The 16,472-nt window shown below is 27.9% G+C and carries 16 protein-coding genes; 9 read left to right on the top strand and 7 right to left on the bottom strand.

The genetic code is table 11. The annotated features are described in order from the left end of the window. Positions 1–177, top strand: a complete 177-nt coding sequence (locus I1959_RS11940) for a hypothetical protein (protein WP_195238405.1) — start codon at positions 1–3, stop codon at positions 175–177. A gap of 361 nt (positions 178–538) precedes the next feature. On the opposite strand, the gene I1959_RS11935 is transcribed toward I1959_RS11940, so the two are convergent. Further along, positions 539–1,918: a GntP family permease gene (locus tag I1959_RS11935; protein ID WP_195238404.1), complete on the bottom strand. Its 1,380-nt coding sequence runs from the start codon at positions 1,916–1,918 to the stop codon at positions 539–541. 484 nt (positions 1,919–2,402) lie between these two features. Here I1959_RS11935 and I1959_RS11930 point away from each other — a divergent pair, with 484 nt between their 5' ends. From I1959_RS11930 to I1959_RS11910, 5 genes are all read left to right on the top strand, one after another. Next, positions 2,403–3,545 carry a 5-bromo-4-chloroindolyl phosphate hydrolysis family protein gene (locus I1959_RS11930; RefSeq protein ID WP_166506159.1) on the top strand — a complete coding sequence of 381 codons (1,143 nt, stop codon included), beginning with the start codon at positions 2,403–2,405 and terminating at the stop codon, positions 3,543–3,545. Between the two features lie 27 nt (positions 3,546–3,572). Then, positions 3,573–4,721 (top strand): toxic anion resistance protein, encoded by a 1,149-nt coding sequence (locus I1959_RS11925; protein ID WP_092921635.1) that lies wholly within the window; start codon positions 3,573–3,575, stop codon positions 4,719–4,721. A 579-nt stretch (positions 4,722–5,300) separates the two neighbouring features. Further along, complete coding sequence (locus tag I1959_RS11920; RefSeq protein ID WP_195238401.1) at positions 5,301–6,056, top strand: class I SAM-dependent methyltransferase; 756 nt, start codon at positions 5,301–5,303, stop codon at positions 6,054–6,056. Between the two features lie 460 nt (positions 6,057–6,516). Continuing rightward, positions 6,517–7,293, top strand: a complete 777-nt coding sequence (locus I1959_RS11915) for a nitroreductase family protein (RefSeq protein ID WP_195238400.1) — start codon at positions 6,517–6,519, stop codon at positions 7,291–7,293. A gap of 16 nt (positions 7,294–7,309) precedes the next feature. Continuing rightward, on the top strand, positions 7,310–7,675 hold the full coding sequence (locus tag I1959_RS11910; protein WP_092921631.1) for an ArsR/SmtB family transcription factor: 366 nt from the start codon (positions 7,310–7,312) through the stop codon (positions 7,673–7,675). Between the two features lie 158 nt (positions 7,676–7,833). Here I1959_RS11910 and I1959_RS15665 read toward each other — a convergent pair whose 3' ends face one another. The 3 genes from I1959_RS15665 to I1959_RS11900 form a co-directional block, all read right to left on the bottom strand. Next, on the bottom strand, positions 7,834–8,778 hold the full coding sequence (locus I1959_RS15665; protein WP_330615181.1) for a zinc-binding dehydrogenase: 945 nt from the start codon (positions 8,776–8,778) through the stop codon (positions 7,834–7,836). Next, entirely contained in the window at positions 8,765–8,965 is a 201-nt protein-coding gene (locus I1959_RS15805; RefSeq protein ID WP_330615180.1) for an alcohol dehydrogenase catalytic domain-containing protein, read from the bottom strand. The genes I1959_RS15665 and I1959_RS15805 overlap by 14 nt, the downstream gene beginning before the upstream one ends. A 617-nt stretch (positions 8,966–9,582) precedes the next feature. Further along, complete coding sequence (locus I1959_RS11900) at positions 9,583–9,924, bottom strand: winged helix-turn-helix transcriptional regulator (protein WP_166506154.1); 342 nt, start codon at positions 9,922–9,924, stop codon at positions 9,583–9,585. A gap of 232 nt (positions 9,925–10,156) precedes the next feature. Between I1959_RS11900 and I1959_RS11895 the strand changes: the two genes are divergently transcribed. Then, on the top strand, positions 10,157–10,792 hold the full coding sequence (locus tag I1959_RS11895; RefSeq protein ID WP_092921625.1) for a flavodoxin family protein: 636 nt from the start codon (positions 10,157–10,159) through the stop codon (positions 10,790–10,792). A gap of 274 nt (positions 10,793–11,066) precedes the next feature. Here the strand turns inward: I1959_RS11895 and I1959_RS11890 are convergent, their stop codons facing one another. After that, positions 11,067–11,672, bottom strand: coding sequence for a cupin domain-containing protein (locus I1959_RS11890; RefSeq protein ID WP_195238391.1), 606 nt, complete (start codon positions 11,670–11,672; stop codon positions 11,067–11,069). A 684-nt stretch (positions 11,673–12,356) separates the two neighbouring features. On the opposite strand from I1959_RS11890, the gene I1959_RS11885 reads away from it, so the two are divergent. Further along, positions 12,357–12,725: a phage holin family protein gene (locus I1959_RS11885; RefSeq protein WP_166506152.1), complete on the top strand. Its 369-nt coding sequence runs from the start codon at positions 12,357–12,359 to the stop codon at positions 12,723–12,725. A 490-nt stretch (positions 12,726–13,215) separates the two neighbouring features. Here the strand turns inward: I1959_RS11885 and I1959_RS11880 are convergent, their stop codons facing one another. Then, positions 13,216–13,920 carry a DUF421 domain-containing protein gene (locus tag I1959_RS11880; RefSeq protein ID WP_195238389.1) on the bottom strand — a complete coding sequence of 235 codons (705 nt, stop codon included), beginning with the start codon at positions 13,918–13,920 and terminating at the stop codon, positions 13,216–13,218. A 424-nt stretch (positions 13,921–14,344) separates the two neighbouring features. Between I1959_RS11880 and I1959_RS11875 the strand changes: the two genes are divergently transcribed. After that, the gene (locus I1959_RS11875) at positions 14,345–14,863 is read left to right on the top strand and encodes a YmaF family protein (RefSeq protein ID WP_195238387.1); all 519 of its coding nucleotides are present in this window, start codon (positions 14,345–14,347) and stop codon (positions 14,861–14,863) included. A 220-nt stretch (positions 14,864–15,083) separates the two neighbouring features. Here I1959_RS11875 and I1959_RS11870 read toward each other — a convergent pair whose 3' ends face one another. After that, positions 15,084–16,184, bottom strand: coding sequence for a PQQ-dependent sugar dehydrogenase (locus tag I1959_RS11870; protein WP_195238385.1), 1,101 nt, complete (start codon positions 16,182–16,184; stop codon positions 15,084–15,086). Positions 16,185–16,472 lie beyond the last annotated feature (288 nt).

The raw sequence follows: 16,472 nt of genomic DNA, 5'->3' as shown, positions 1-16,472 counted from the left end.
ATGAATAAATATAATTTACTAGATAAAAATTATAACAATAATAATAGCAAAAATATATTTTCTAATAAAAATGATTTTTCTAAAAGTGAAAAACTATTTGTGTATAATCCGTATAAAACAAAAGATAAATTAGCTTATAATAAGCAGCATTTTTTTGAAAAAGATAATAAGAATTAAATAAGTAGATTTATAAGTTTCACAGCTAGATAAAGCATGCTTTATCTAGCTTAATTTTTGTAAAGTAGAAGGTTATATTTAAAAATATAGATTGTGTAAATGGGAATGAAAAATATAAAATAAAAATCGTGCTCCGTTGAGTACGGTACGGAGAACCGTATCACAAGTAAAGTATAACTCTCTTGTGATATACTGAAAAGATTCTAGTGATAATATTATTATCCATAAGAAAAAAGGCGTGAAGGAATGCGTGAATTTACACAATAGATAATTTTTCTAGAAATTATGCTAAATATATAACCACACCTAAGGATTTAATATATTGAAATTCTAAAGTGTGGTTATTTTTATACCATTAATCTTAAGTATATAATATAGATGTAGTAATAACGACCAATGCGGTTACTAATATAGGTATAACAACAGAGGTAATAAAAATATCTTTATAGGAATCCTTATGAGTAAGGCTACAAATAGCAAGTGTTGTTATTACTGCTCCATTATGAGGTAAGGTATCAAGTCCACCAGAAGCTAAAGAAGCTATTCTATGCATTATTTCAGGAGAAATATTAAGGGAGTGACTCATTGCTATAAAGGTAGATGATAGAGCATCTAGTGTTATAGTAAGTCCTCCAGAGGCAGATGCTGTAATACCACAAATTATGTTCACTGATAAAGCTTCTGAAATTATTGGATTAGAGGATACATTTAATATCATTGATTGCAAAGCAATAAATACAGGCAATGATTTTATAACACTTCCATACCCAACAATAGCACTAGAACTAAGCAGTGGTAAAAAGGAATTTGATATACCTTCATTAAGAACTTTATTTAAGTTAGAAATTTTCCTAAAGTTAGTTATTATTATAAATAATGTGGATATAACTATAGAGATAATTACACTCCATGTGCCAGACACATTATCTAGTGCTAAGTTATATTTACTCAAATAAGAGCCATCGATTAATTGGTAAAATATTTTTGAAAAGAATAAATTACTTAAAAATATAATTAATATAGGTGTTACTGCTAAAAATATATTTGGAATATTCTTATCTTCATTAAAGTTATTCTCAATATAATGATTTCCATATCCTTCTAGATTATCATGTGCTTTTCTAACGCGATATGAAAGCCAAGCCATACCAAGTACTAGCATTAATACACTAGCTATAATTCCTATAAGAGGTGCAGCAAAAGTATCTGTACCAAAGTATCTCATAGGAATAACATTTTGTATTTCAGGAGTACCTGGAAGAGCTGTCATTGTAAAGGTAAATGACCCTAGAGCAATAGTTCCTGGAATTAATCTCTTTGGAATATCAGATTCTTTAAACAAAACATTGGCAATAGGATATAATACAAAGGCAACTGTAAATAAAGAAACCCCTCCATATGTAAGAAGTGCACCAGCAAGTACTACTGCTAATATAGTTTTATTTTTACCTAAATTTTTAGTAATGAAATTTGCTATGGATTTAGCATAAAGAGCTTCTTCCATTAATTTAGCAAAGATTGCACCTGTTAAGAAAATAGGGAAGTAGTTCTTTACGAAATTTGCAAACCCACCCATATATACTTCAGTATAATGAACCATTAACTGTGTATTAGAATCTCCACCTATTAATAATACCGTAAGTAAGGCAACTAAGGGAGCTGTAATAATAGTTGAATACCCTTTGTAGGCTAAAAATATTATCAAAGATAATGATAAAATTAATCCGATTATGCTTATCATATTAAAATGTCCTCTTTCAATTTAAAATTTTAAAGTAACTTATCTTATGATACCCAAAATGATTAAATTAAAAACAGGGGAAGTTGCTCTTACTAGACAACTTATGATAAAAAATATTATATTTGTGATTTCATCTATTCTTGAGTTTCTTTCCATATACAGATATAGAGAAATTAAAAAATATACTAATATAATAGAATAAAAAGCGACATCCTTTGGGGGTGTAACGGAGAACCGTATCATAAATAAGCAAGATACATAGCCTCAGGTGTTGATATGACTTACTTAAGGCTATATTTATTAGCAAAGGTATTGTATCATAAGTAATAATGTATTTATAAAATATATTTATTATATTCCTTTTAAGTTAGCAGTTACAATTAGCTAAATTATAAGATATAATAAACTTAAAATATTAACATAACGGTATAGTATATATCTAGACTTATGTTAATTATAAGAAAAATAATCTGGAGGCAAGATAATGGATAAAAAGGATTTTTCTAATTTAGAAGACCAAATTATGTCTACAGTTAGCAATGCACTTAAAGCAATAGATTTAGCTAATTTTAAAAAGGATGTTAACGATAAAACTGAGGATACCTTAAATCAATTTAAATCAAAGCTTAATGAATATAGTGAAAAATATATGGGCTTAAATAAAAAATCTAAAAATAATATATCAACATATATTAGTAAAAGACCAGCTGGAAGTATATCGGGAATACTTTATATATTATTCGGAGCGAGTGGAAGTTTAGTTTTTGGCTCTTCAGTGTTGATATTTCTAATAGTTAATACATTCTTCAGTGGAATTATTTTAGGTAGCAACATTATTTTTGGAGTTCTATTTTTATTCCTTGCAGTAAGTGTAGGTTTATTATTAAGAGGAATAAATTTAAGAAAAAGAGTAAAACGTTTTAAGAAGTATGTAAGGTTTATTGATGACAATAGTTATTTCTTAATTAAGGACTTAGCTAAATTTGCCAAAGAAAAAGAGAGTTTTGTTGTTAAAGATCTAAGTAAAATGATTGACTTAGGTATGTTTTTAGAAGGACATATAGATGAAGAAAAAACTTACTTTATGTTAAGTGATGAAGTTTATGGTGACTATTTAAATTTAAAAAAGCAACAAATGGTTAAAGAGAGCAATAATGAAAAATTAAATGAAGAAATAGAAAATTTAGAAAAAGAAGAAATAGAATCTACAATTAAAATAGGAAGAAATTATATTGAACAAATAAAAAGTATAAGAAATGATCTTTATAAAGAAGAAATAGCTATAAAGTTAGATAAATTAGGAAACATTTCAAACCAAATCCTTATTCAAGTTGAAAAAAATCCTAAAAAGATACAAGAAGTTAATAAATTTATAAATCATTATCTTCCTATTACTATAAAATTAATTAGTTCGTACAAAGATATAAACAATCAATTAGTTCAAGGTGAGAATATAGAAAGTGCTAAAAGTGAAATTGAAAAGAGTATTGATCTTATTAATAGCGCTTTTGAAAATTTATTAGATGATTTATTTGAAGATGTTGTTTTAGATATTTCTACAGATATTTCTGTTCTTAAAACATTATTTAAACAAGAGGGATTAGCAGAAGACGATTTTAAAAAGTAAGTTTTAAATAAAAGGGAGGCATTAAAAATGAGTGATGAATTCAAAGAAGGGTCTATTGATATAAAACCAGAATTAACTTTTCAACCATTCCAAGATGAGGTGCTTAATGTAAAAGTAAAAGAGGAAAAAGTAGAAGAAAAAATAATTGATGAAATACAACTTACAGAAGAAGAAAAAAAGATGGTTGATCAATTTGTAGATAAAATAGAGATAAATGATTCAAATTCTATTTTACAATATGGGGTAGGTGCTCAAAAGAAAATTTCTGATTTTTCACAGTCAGCGCTGAATAATGTAAAAACTAAAGATTTAGGTGAAATTGGGGAAATATTATCTAGTGTAGTTCATGAATTAAAGAATTTTGAAGAATCCGAAGAGAAAAAAGGAATTTTAGGTTTCTTTAAAAAAGGTAAGGATAAGATTTCCCAAATGAAAATAAAATATGAAAATGTAGATAAGAATATTAGTAAAATGTGTAATGTTCTTGAATCGCATCAAATACAGCTTTTAAAAGATATTGCTATGCTAGATAAGATGTATGAAATAAATAAAGTATACTTTAAAGAGCTTTCTATGTATATCTTAGCTGGTAAAAAGAAACTTCAAAAACTAGAAAAGGAAGAACTTCCTAAATTGCAAGAAAAAGCAAGAAATAGTGGGAACCCTCAGGATGCTCAAGAATTGAATGATTTTGTGGCTCTTTGCAATCGTTTTGAAAAGAAAATTCACGATTTAGAATTAACTAAAATGATTTCTTTACAAATGGCTCCACAAATTCGTTTAATTCAAAATAATGATGCATTAATGTCTGAAAAAATACAATCTACAATTATAAATACTATTCCACTTTGGAAAAATCAAATGGTTTTAGCACTTGGAGTTGCTCACGCTGCTAATGCTGCAAGAGTTCAAAGAGAAGTAACAGATATGACAAATGAACTTTTACGTAAAAATGCAGAAATATTAAAAACTTCAACTATAGAAACTGCAAAAGAGTCTGAAAGAGGAATTGTTGATATTGAAACACTTAGAGCTACAAATGAGTCATTAATTTCAACTCTTGATGAAATACTTAATATACAAACAGAAGGACGTCAAAAACGTAGGGAAGCCGAAGTTGAATTAAGAAATATTGAAAATCAATTAAAAAATAAGCTTTTAGCTTTTAAATATTAGTATATATACTTCACTTATTGCTGATACGGTGAATCATATCATAAATAAGTACATTTTTTAATAGTTAGATAAAATTTAAGTATATGAAATAGGGGTTAATAAAACATAGATTGTTAGTTCAGATTCATTAGGTACATTAATAAAAGGCTTGCAAATACTTGGTTTACAAGTATTTGTGAGTCTTTTATTATAAGGTAAATTATAGATATTTTCAGATTTACTTATTAATGGGATAATAATTCTAATGTATTTATTGTCTTGGAATGCATTATTCTAAAACAGTTCAAGATAAGGAAGTATATGACTTGTAAAAATCTAGACAATAAAAATAGATCTTTGTATGTCATGAATTATAGAATGTAGGCAAAATAGTTTATCAAATATCCTATCAAACAATATGAAAAGGAAAGAGTCATAGTTTTGAAATAATTAGTAAAGAAGAATACAAGACCTAGCTATAGAAATCTATCTATAAAAAATATTTCTATATAGATAGAATTTTATGGTCTTATATACTGAATGTGAATAAATCATAAATTATATGCAATATTATTTGTATTAGCTTAGAAGGTTAGAGATATGAATGAAAATAAATTTAATGGTATGGGAAAAATATATTCTAAATATCGTCCATCATATCCTTTCGACTTTATTGATTATTTTTTTACAGATGTAGGAATATCTCAAAGGAGTATTATTGCTGATATAGGCTCTGGTACTGGTATTTTAACTCGGCAACTACTTGAAAAAGGTAGTAAGGTATATGGTATTGAACCTAATGCTGATATGCGTGATATTGCTGAAACTAATTTAAATAATTTTCTTGGATTTACATCTGTTAATGGAAATGCTGAGAATACTACTATTGACGACAATAGCGTTGATTATATCACTGTTGCACAGGCTTTCCATTGGTTTGATAGGGAAAGATTTAAAAAAGAGTGCCAGCGTATTTTGAAACCTGAAGAAAAAGTGATTTTGGTTTGGAATATTAGAGATAATAACAATGAATTAGTTATAGAAAACTATGAAGTTAATCGCAAATATTGCCCAAATTTCAAAGGTTTTTCTGATGGAATGTATGGTAAAACTAATAAGGACGATTTTTCAGATTTTTTTAACGGTAAATATGAAACAAAAGTTTTTCCTAACAATTTAATTTTTGATATGGATGAATTTATTGGACGAAATCTATCATCCTCATATGCCCTAAAAAGTAATGATTCACAGTATAATAACTACGTTAATGAATTAAAAAAAATTTATAAAAAATATAGCAATAACGGACAACTTATAATGCCGAATTTAACACGTAGCTATGTGGGAGATGTATAGAAAATAAGCACCATATTAAGTTTAATAAATTTGGCGGTTTAAATAGTTAATACTTAAAATAAGAATAAATAAGGGATGTAAATATAAGAGGAATATAGGATATAAAAGGGAAATAAAATCGTGCTCATTTAAAGCTGTAACGGAGCACCGCACCATAAGTAAGGGATAATAGCTTAACTGAAATCTAATATAAGAATAAGTTAATAAAAATTAGCACTAATCTTGCGAGATGGAGTGCTTTTTTCTTTGCAATTAATTTCTATATCAAGTTCGATTACTTTAATTTCAATTTGTACGTAATTAAAAATATATTACTCTTGCTAGTTAAACTAACAATAATAACTAAAAGTAGTGTTATTAATAAAATTTAATGGTAATCAAATTCTTTACCAATGAAATTTTAAAATATTTAAATGTTATAATGGTTTAAACAAATAAACGAAAGGCAGATGAATATATTATGAAAGAGCAACACATAATTGAAGTTAACAAAGATCTTTGCATTGGGTGTGGCCTTTGTAAAAATGATTGTCCGGTAAATAATATAATTATTAAAGATAAAAAATCAGTAATAAAAAATCAAGATTGTATAAAGTGCGGTCACTGTGCAGCAATATGTCCAAAAGAAGCTATTACACTGACAGGATTTGATGAACCACCAATAGAACTTTCAAAACAACCTGTTTTAGATTCAGATGAATTATTAATGGCAATTAAATCAAGAAGAACTATCCGTAAGTTTAAAAATAAAAAATTACCTTCAGAAATTATACAAAAAATTATTGAGGCAGGTAGATTTACACCTAGTGCTAAAAATGCACAAAATGTATCATACATTGTTTTGGGTGAGGACAAAAGTAAGTATGAGAAAATAGCAGTGAAATTTTTTAGAAGAATAAAATCAATTGTAAGCCTTTTTATGAAAAGTGCAAAAGAAGTTACGATTGATGATAACTTCTTTTTTAAACAGGCACCTATTGCAATAATGGTAGTAACTAAAGATAAGGTTAGTGGATCGCTTGCAGCATCAAATATGGCACTAATGGCAGAGTCTTGTAGATTGGGTGTACTATATAGTGGATTTTTTACAAGTGTAGTAAACCATTCACCAAAATTACGAAGACATTTAAATCTAAAACGCAATGATTATGTGGTTACAACGCTAGTTCTTGGATATCCAGATGTGAAATACAGACGTACTGCACAAAAAGAAACAGCTAATGTAAGATACTTATAAGTGTGAGGAGAAGTTTATGGAAAAAGAATGTGAAGAAAGATTAAAAGAAATAACATCAAAATTTAAAATATGTCGTAAGGCAATTTCTGCTATCGGTGACGAAACAAGGCAATTGATCTTACTTACTCTATTAGAGAGTGATTTTAATGGAATTCGAGTGGGAGAAATTACAGAAAAAACTCATCTCTCACGTCCTGCTGTATCTCATCATCTTAAAATACTCAAAGAAGCAGAGATTGTGAATGTACGTCGAGAAGGAACAAAAAACTTTTATTACCTCGATTCAAAGGAATCACAATGGAAAAACCTAACAGAACTAATGAATCTTATATTTATGGGGGTACAACACATTAGTAAAGATGACACTAGAAAAGGGGAGTAAATCAAAGTTATTGTAGATATAAATAGCATCATTAACTTCTGGTTGGTATTATAAAATAAAGAATTTAAAAACAGAGGCACTATTGTCACCTTAAAGATATGATCTGTAGAGTAAGGTACAGAGAACCGTATCACAAGTAAGTGATACGGTTTTTATAATTATGGTTTTAAGACTACCTTTATACAGTTATCTAATTTACTATCAAATATATCATAGGCATGTTTACCTTCAGATAATGACAACTTATGAGTAATAATATCAGTAGGATTATATTCACCTTTTTTGATTATATCTAAAATTTTAGGCATATAAGCTTGAGCAGGGCATTGACCCATCTTTAATGTGATATTTCTAGAAAAGAAATCACCTAATGGGAACAGATTATATCTTGCACCATAAACACCAACCATCATAACAGTTCCCCCTTTTCTAACAGCTCTAGATGAAACTTCAATTGCTGACTTTGAACCTCCTTGAAGTTTTAGGAGAGTTTCAATTTTTTCAAAGTTTGACATTACACCATCCATTCCTACACAGTCTATAATAACATCCGCACCACCATGAGTAATTTCTTTTATGTACTCACCTGTATCATCATGATCTTCAAAGTTAACTGTCTCAATACCTTTGTAGGAGGCGGCATGCTTAAGTCTGTATGAAACTCTATCCACTGCAATAATTCTTCCTACATTTTTTAATATAAGCCATTTGATAACAGAAAGACCTATAGGTCCACAACCAAGTACAACAACTGTATCACCTTTTTTAACACCTGCATTATCAACACCCCAGTAAGAAGTTGGCAAAACATCCGTAAGGAAAAGTACCTGATCATCTGATAATTCTTCAGGAATTTTTATAGGACCTACATTAGCATATGGAACCCTTAAATATTCTGCTTGCCCTCCATCATATCCACCAAAAGTATCACTATAACCAAATATACCACCACATGAGCCATATTCATTAGAGTTATCACATTGACTATATAACTCATGTTCACAATAGGAACAATGTCCACAAGATATAGGAAAAGGAACAACAACTCTATCACCTTTTTTTAATTTAGTAACATCTTTACCTACTTCTTCAACTATTCCCATTGTTTCGTGACCTAAGATTGAATTTTTTTTTAAGATTTGGAATCATTCCATGAATTAAATGAAGATCTGAACCGCATATAGCAGTAGATGTAACTTTAATAATAATATCATCACTTTTTTCTAGTTTGGGATCGGCTACATCACGTACATTTACATTTTTAATTCCTTCATATACAATAGCTTTCAATAATATGCCCTCCTTGATATAGCAAAATTTACGTATAATGTAGTTTTAGCTATATTAAGGCAAAATATTCTTTAGGTTGATACTGAAATATTGTATTTTGCTTGAGATATACTAAGAATAAAATATAATACTTAATATATTAATAAATATATAACTATAATGTAAAAATAACAGTATCATAAGTGATGTTAAGTCTAACTATCCATTACAACACCATACTTATTATATAGGTTAAGATATAGTTGGATTGAGGTGAAAATATTATGTAAAATAAATATAAGACGTTACAAATTTCAAAAATAATTGGCAATGTAGAAGTTACTAGAAAGTCTCATTATAGGGTAATAGATGGGAATGAACTAGTAATACATCTTAAGAAGTTGGGTTTTAGATCAGAGGTAAAATTAGTAGAGAAGATAATTGTAGAAAATACTTGATTTGAAAATATTTAACCTAAAAATTATCTCTTTTAGAAGTGTAACGGAGAACCGTATCCCAAGTAAGTGATACGGTTTTTATTTGTATATTATTTTCTAGATATATATTAGATATTGTATCTTATAAAACAAAAAATAAATATTATATAAAAGTAATATATAGTTGCTTTTATATAATATTTATTTATGAATCTTATCTAAGTTAGGGTAGTATTTATTAGACCAATTTTCAAGAGGGGATATAATTTCATAAAGCTCTTTTCCTTTATCAGTTAAGAAATATTCTACCTTAGGTGGCACTTCAGCATATACTATTTTTTCTATTAAACCATCATTCTCAAGCTCTTTAAGTTTTTCGTTTAAAACTTTTTGACTTAAACTTCCAATGGATTTTTGAAGTTCTAAAAATCTTTTAGGTCCTCTATATAAATTACATAATAAAATAGATTTCCATTTACCTTTAATAAATTCCATTGCTAAGTCTAATAAACATACAAATTCTTTGCCATTATAATAAACCATTAATTTTACCTACCTGCTAATTATTCTTAATAAAGTAATACTGTAATAAATTACTTATGAATATATTATATATTATTTTTAGTTTTATAAAAATTTATTTATTTCAAAATATATTTATTTCAAAAATCTTACCTATAGGTAAGTAATCTTACTAAAAAGTGCGTACTTGTAAGGCTTCTAGATGACAAATATAATAATCACATAGGCAAAATCAATGTTTGGAGGTAAAGTTATGAAAGTAGTTGCTTTCAATGGAAGTCCTAATAAGAACGGAAATACTTATAATGCTATAAAAACTGTAGCAGCGGAATTAGAAAAAGAAGGAATAGAAGTAGAAATTGTTCATGTAGGAAATAAATTAGTACGTGGATGTCTAGCTTGTGGGGGATGTTCAAGAAATCAGAATGAAAGATGTGTCATAGAAACTGATGGAGTAAATGAATGGGTTCAAAAAATGAAAGAAGCTGATGGAATAATTTTAGGATCTCCAGTTCATTATTCAGCAATAGCAGGAACTATGAAATCATTCTTAGATCGTGCTTTTTATGTAGCTTCTTCAAATGGAGGAATGTTTAGACATAAAATAGGAGCAAGTGTAGTAGCAGTAAGAAGATCAGGAGGAATACCTGTATTTGACCAATTAAATAACTATATTAATTATTCAGAAATGATAATGCCTACATCTAATTATTGGAATGTAGCTTATGGAACTACTCCTGGAGAAGTGACTCAAGATGAAGAAGGTATGCAAATAATGAGAGTACTTGGGAAAAATATGGCTTGGATGATGAAAGTACTTGAAGCTGGAAAATCTCAAGTTAAAGAAAATGAAAAAGAAGATAAGATATTTACAAACTTTATAAGATAGATAAAAAAGATCGTATCAAATAATTGATACGGTCTTTTGGTATTTATTAATGAAAAACGGAAAGTCATTAGATTACTTAAATAAAAGTATATAAATTATAGTGAATAGTTATGCTTTATATTCTGAATGAAATATAGAATTTAGATTTTATAAACAATTATATTAAAGTTTATACTTATATTGTATAAATAGAAGAATTTGTTTTGCTGTAAAATACAGCTTCCTACGAGAATTTAATCTTAACATAGAAAGCCATTTTTACAGTATCTTTTGATTAATGCTCGGAGTTATGCTCAGCAGCTTCTGCATCTGCTTTAGTTTTATGAACAGTACCATGTGGATGCTCAGGTGGGGCATAGATAGCATACAATTTAAGTGGTTTATCACCCGTATTGATTACATTGTGCCATTTACCAGCAGGTATCATGATGGCATAATCATCATGAACTTCTCTTTCAAAGTCCAATTTATCTTTATTCTCACCCATTTTAACAAGACCTTGACCTTCTTCAATACGTATGAATTGGTCACCTGTTGGGTGGACTTCCAAACCTATGTCATCCCCAACATCGATGCTCATTAAGGTAACTTGCAGATCGTTTCCTGTCCATAAAGCGGTACGAAAAGTATTGTTTTGCTTAGTAGCTTCATCAATATTAACTGTAAATGGCTCTGCTCCATAATCCTTCAATGTAGTAGTTTGTCTCTTAAAGTATGAGTTATATATTGGTATGTTAGTCCAGAAGGGGTATGGATACATTGGAGCATTAACCCAGTAAGGGTATGTATATCCTCTATAAATATTATACATTGGTGTATTAATCCAGTAAGAATAGGTATATGGTTCACAAACATTAAACATATTTCTCATTCCTTTCATAGACTTTATAATATTTTATGATATATGTTTAGAGAAGGTGCTTATCCCACAAGAATGTTGTATTTTCATTTAGTTGTATTGAAGTTAATGAATTTAAAGGTGACAATATAAATGAGAAAATAAAGAAAAATTTGTTTCGTAGAGTAAAGTACAGAGAAGTGCATTAGAAGTAAGATATAGTGGAATTTAGTATAATAATAATTATATTATTAATTCATAGGGTAGTGTTATTTATATATGGTAAGTTATACTTCTATATAGCAAAATAGTTGATAGTAGAAGGCTTTTTAGTATTGTAATATTTTATTAGATATTAGAGTATTAATAAAAAGTTTTTATGATAATCAAATTAATTAAAATAAGCATTAATACAAATAATGATAAAAATGAATTTTTTTAAATTTTTTCATTGTTATATACTCCTTTAACTATTAAACTCGAACCTAGCTTACAAAAATTAAAAATAGGGATTATTAGGATTTTAGATAATAATAAAATTATAATTGTAAGGTTTTTCAATATTATAAGGAATAATATTTAACACAATGGTAAATATATAACTATAATGTAAAAATAATAAATATTTATTATTAAAAATGAACTATTTAATAAATACTGAAGATTTATTTGTAGAGATTTAATAACAAAAAGTAATTATAAAATTTTATTAAAGGAGTGGCTTATATGGCACATGATAATAATGAAAAAAAAGGAAATAATAATAGTTTATTAAGATGGATAGGAAGATTTATATTAGTCGCAGTTATTCTAATGATAACATCATTTGTAACTCCAGGATTTTCAATCAATGGAATATGGTCATTTTTAATAGCTGCAGTTGTTATATCTGGATTAGATTATTTAGCAGAATTACTTATGGGAGTTGACGCATCTCCTTTTGGAAAAGGAATAAAAGGGTTTATAATTGCAGCTATAATAATATATTTAGCACAATTTTTAGTACCTGATATGGGTGTAACTATTATAGGCGCAATACTGGCAGCTATAGTTATTGGAGTTTTAGATGCAATATTCCCTGCTAGAGCTATGTAATTTAAAATACATTTAAAAAATTATACTAAAGTAGTAATTTAACCAATAGTTTTATTTAAGGTTATTACAAAAACCCGTATCACAACGAAGTGATACGGGTTTTTATATATAATAAATATTAAAAAATATAGGATTTTGTCAACTTAGTAAATAAAAAAATTCTTTAGATTTTTAAGGATAAAATTAAAAATTAATATATTAATTTTTAATTTAGTTCAATTGGATGAAAGAGCAATTATAGATATTTTGAAGTAGTTAGATAAGGCATTTAATACGTAGTTATGCTGCTAAGAGACAGATAAATGTAAATATAGAAGGTGATATTTTTCATTGGTTTAAAAAGGTATGTAAGTGAGATAAATAACAAACTAAATAAAAATAAGATCCGTAGAGTAAGTCTCTGATAACAGCATCATAGATAAATGAGATTCTTAGAATAAAAGAGGCTTAAACTAATCTGTGTATATGGATATGTTTATGCCTCAATGGATTATTTATATAAAAAAACATTCAAGTTATCTTTATTATCAAGTGTGGCAAGTAAAACATTTTTTACATCGACTTGATATAAACTTTCTAATTTGGAAACAACCCAGTTCTCATCTTTATTAAGCATTTTTAGCTGTTCAAAGTTAATTTTACCATCTTTAATAATTGTTCTTGGAAAACCAAAAGGTTCCATTTTAATAGACAAATGTGAAGGTGTAATGGGCTCATATTCTGGATGTAAAAAAATAGAAATTTTACCATTAGGCTCTAATGTTGCTAATGCTACTTTCTTCAGATCTTCTACCTTTTTTTCACGTAATTCTTCTAATAATATATCGATTGATATTCGTGCTTTTTTTAGCCCGTTATAAAGGATTTCACCATTTTGAATAAGCGTGATTGGTGGATTATTAATAATTTTTCCAAGGTACGGAAATTTAAGAACTATGAATACTCCCAAAATATATAGAACAACTAATACAAGTGTTGTAATGATGGAGCCTTCTAGTCCAAGCTTTTCATCAGACAATGGATGAGCAATAATATTACCGATTACTAAAGTAATAGCAAAATCAATTAGTCTTAATTGAGAAATGGAACGATGCCCTAATAACTTTGCAATTGCTAGCAAAAAGAAAAAAGCAATAATAGCACGAAGTATCCAGTCAATGGTGCTAAGTGTTTCTTGACCATTTAAAAAGTTCATATAAAATATCTCCTTTGCCTAAAATATTTAATACTTATGTTATTTTAACCAATAACTTATAAAAAAATTAGAGTATATAGACTAATTCGCAAAGCATTTTTCTAACGAAATAAAGTGGAATGATGATGTTTCAATATATAAGAGGATAATATTTTTTGAATAGAATCTTTTATTTTAACTTGAGTATTATGATTAATAATAATCTAACTATTAATACATATTAATGGAATCTAAAAAAGTAAGAAGTATCAAGAGTGAAGGGAAAATTGTTTACTAAAAAACGAAAAATTATAGTGGTGTGTAAAGGAGGGAATTATGTAAAATTAACGAGAAATAGGAACGAAATTGACAAATGCTCATATATATTATATCAAGAGATTTCTTATAAGAGTCTTTTAATATAATATAATAGGAGAGAGAAAGAATGAGTTTTCAAAATAATAGATGTAGAAGAGATAATGATAATAGAGGTAACAGCTTTAAATGTATGAGATATCATAATGAAGATGAATGTAGACATATGAATTGTCATAGAGATAATTGCTGTAAATGTCATAATGAAGATGAATGTAAACATATGAATTGGCATAAATGTAATTGCTGTAATTGTCATGATGAAGACGAAATGCAGACGCATGTTCATGAATACTCAGAAAGTGTTAAATTAGCTGAAGAAGGCGATGACAGACATAATCATAGAGTTGCTGGTGTTACAGGAGAAGCTATTCCAATAAATGGTGGGACAAACCATGTTCATAGAATCAGAAATGACAATACAGACTTTTTAGATCATTTCCATCAAATACGCGTTACAACTGGTCCAGCAATTCCAATACCAGGAACTAATAAACATGTTCACTTAGTATCTGGACAAACTACTGTTGTTGATGGCCATTTTCATATGTTCCTTTTCACTACCCAAATTCAAGCACCTTTAGTATAAATTCTATAAAAATAGATAAAAATTTACTGTGATTAAAAATATAATTGCATAAAAAAGAGAATTAAGTTTAATAGGGTCTATAAAATATATTTTATAGACCTCTTTACATATATTCTATATTTTTCATAAATCAAAGGTAAGCTCCTATATTTTAATTACTTTAATTATTTAGAAAATAATTTGATTATGCCATAAGAAAGTATATTTAGAAATTGTGTTTTTATTTTGGAGTGAGGCGGAAAATTCTATCATCATTTATATCAGGATTCCCTCTACCGTCTTTATTACTTGTTGCAAGGTAAATTGAACCATCTTTTCCTTGGACAACTTCACGCAAACGTCCATATTCATTTTTTAGCCATGATTCTACATTCTTAACTACTGTTCCCTTTCCATTTAGCGAAATACCAAGCAACTGTTGTCCACGTAAAGTAGCAACGAGTAATTCTCCTTCCCATGGTCCTTGATTTACGAAGGTGATACCAGATGGAGCCCATGTAACTTCACCGCTATGTATCAAAGGTTTTTGTGTTATAACTTCTGTAGATTCTTCATCTCCTTGAACGATAGGCCACCCATAATTGGTTCCTGGTTGTATTATGTTTATTTCGTCGTGCGCTGATTGCCCATGCTCTGATGCATACAATACATTTTTTGAATTCCATGCTAAGCCTTGAGGGTTTCTATGACCTAAGCTATAAATAGGAGAGTTAATAATTGGATTACCTTTAGGAATACTTCCGTCTAATTCTACTCGAAGTATCTTTCCAGCGGTGCTTGTAGGGTCTTGTGCTAATGCAGGATTTCCGGCATCTCCTGTTGTTATATATAATTTTTGGTCTGGTCCTATCTTTATTCTTCCTCCATTATGGATACTTCCTCCAGGGATTTTATCCAGTATAATCTGGTCAATGGATGCTATATTATTGTTTTCAACTAACCTAACTATACGATTATAGATTTGATTAGCTTCTAGATATGAATGCATAACATAAATATAATGGTTATTTGAAAAGTTTGGATCTAGGGCTATACCCATTAATCCTCCTTCTCCTTGACTTACAAAGGGAGAACTAAATGTGATGAGTGGCTGTGGATTAAGTTTCCCATTTTCAATAATTCTAACAGCACCAGATCTTTCTGTAAAATATATGTTACCTTCATTGCTTATATCTATAGCCCAAGGTACATATAAATTTTCAGCGATAACTTCAATTTCATAAGGAATTTGTCTTGATGCTATTGACTTTATTTTTATATTGTTTTTATTATGATTACGAAATATTGTATTATATAAAACATTAAAAATCTTATTTTTCATATTGATATCCTCCAAATTATTTATCTAAAAATCACATTGTTATTTTAATGTGAAAATTACAATTCTAATAAGTAGAAATTATAATAGAATACTTAGTGAAGCTAAGTTGTATTAGTAAAATTATTTCTATTAGTTAAGTAATTCTATGTTTAATTATATTAGTTTGAGATTTAAAGTATTAATCATTTGATACTTATCAGAAAATATTAAAATAGACAGTATTAAGTGATCAATAAATAATTATATTAGCAAGGATAAATACTAACTTTGAGCCTAGTCGGTATGAAG

This window comes from Romboutsia sp. 1001285H_161024_C4 (assembly GCF_015550185.1).
GTDB lineage: Bacteria > Bacillota > Clostridia > Peptostreptococcales > Peptostreptococcaceae > Romboutsia_C > Romboutsia_C hominis.
The sequence above is the reverse complement of the archived record's forward strand: the minus strand, read 5'-3'. Positions and strand labels throughout refer to the sequence as shown.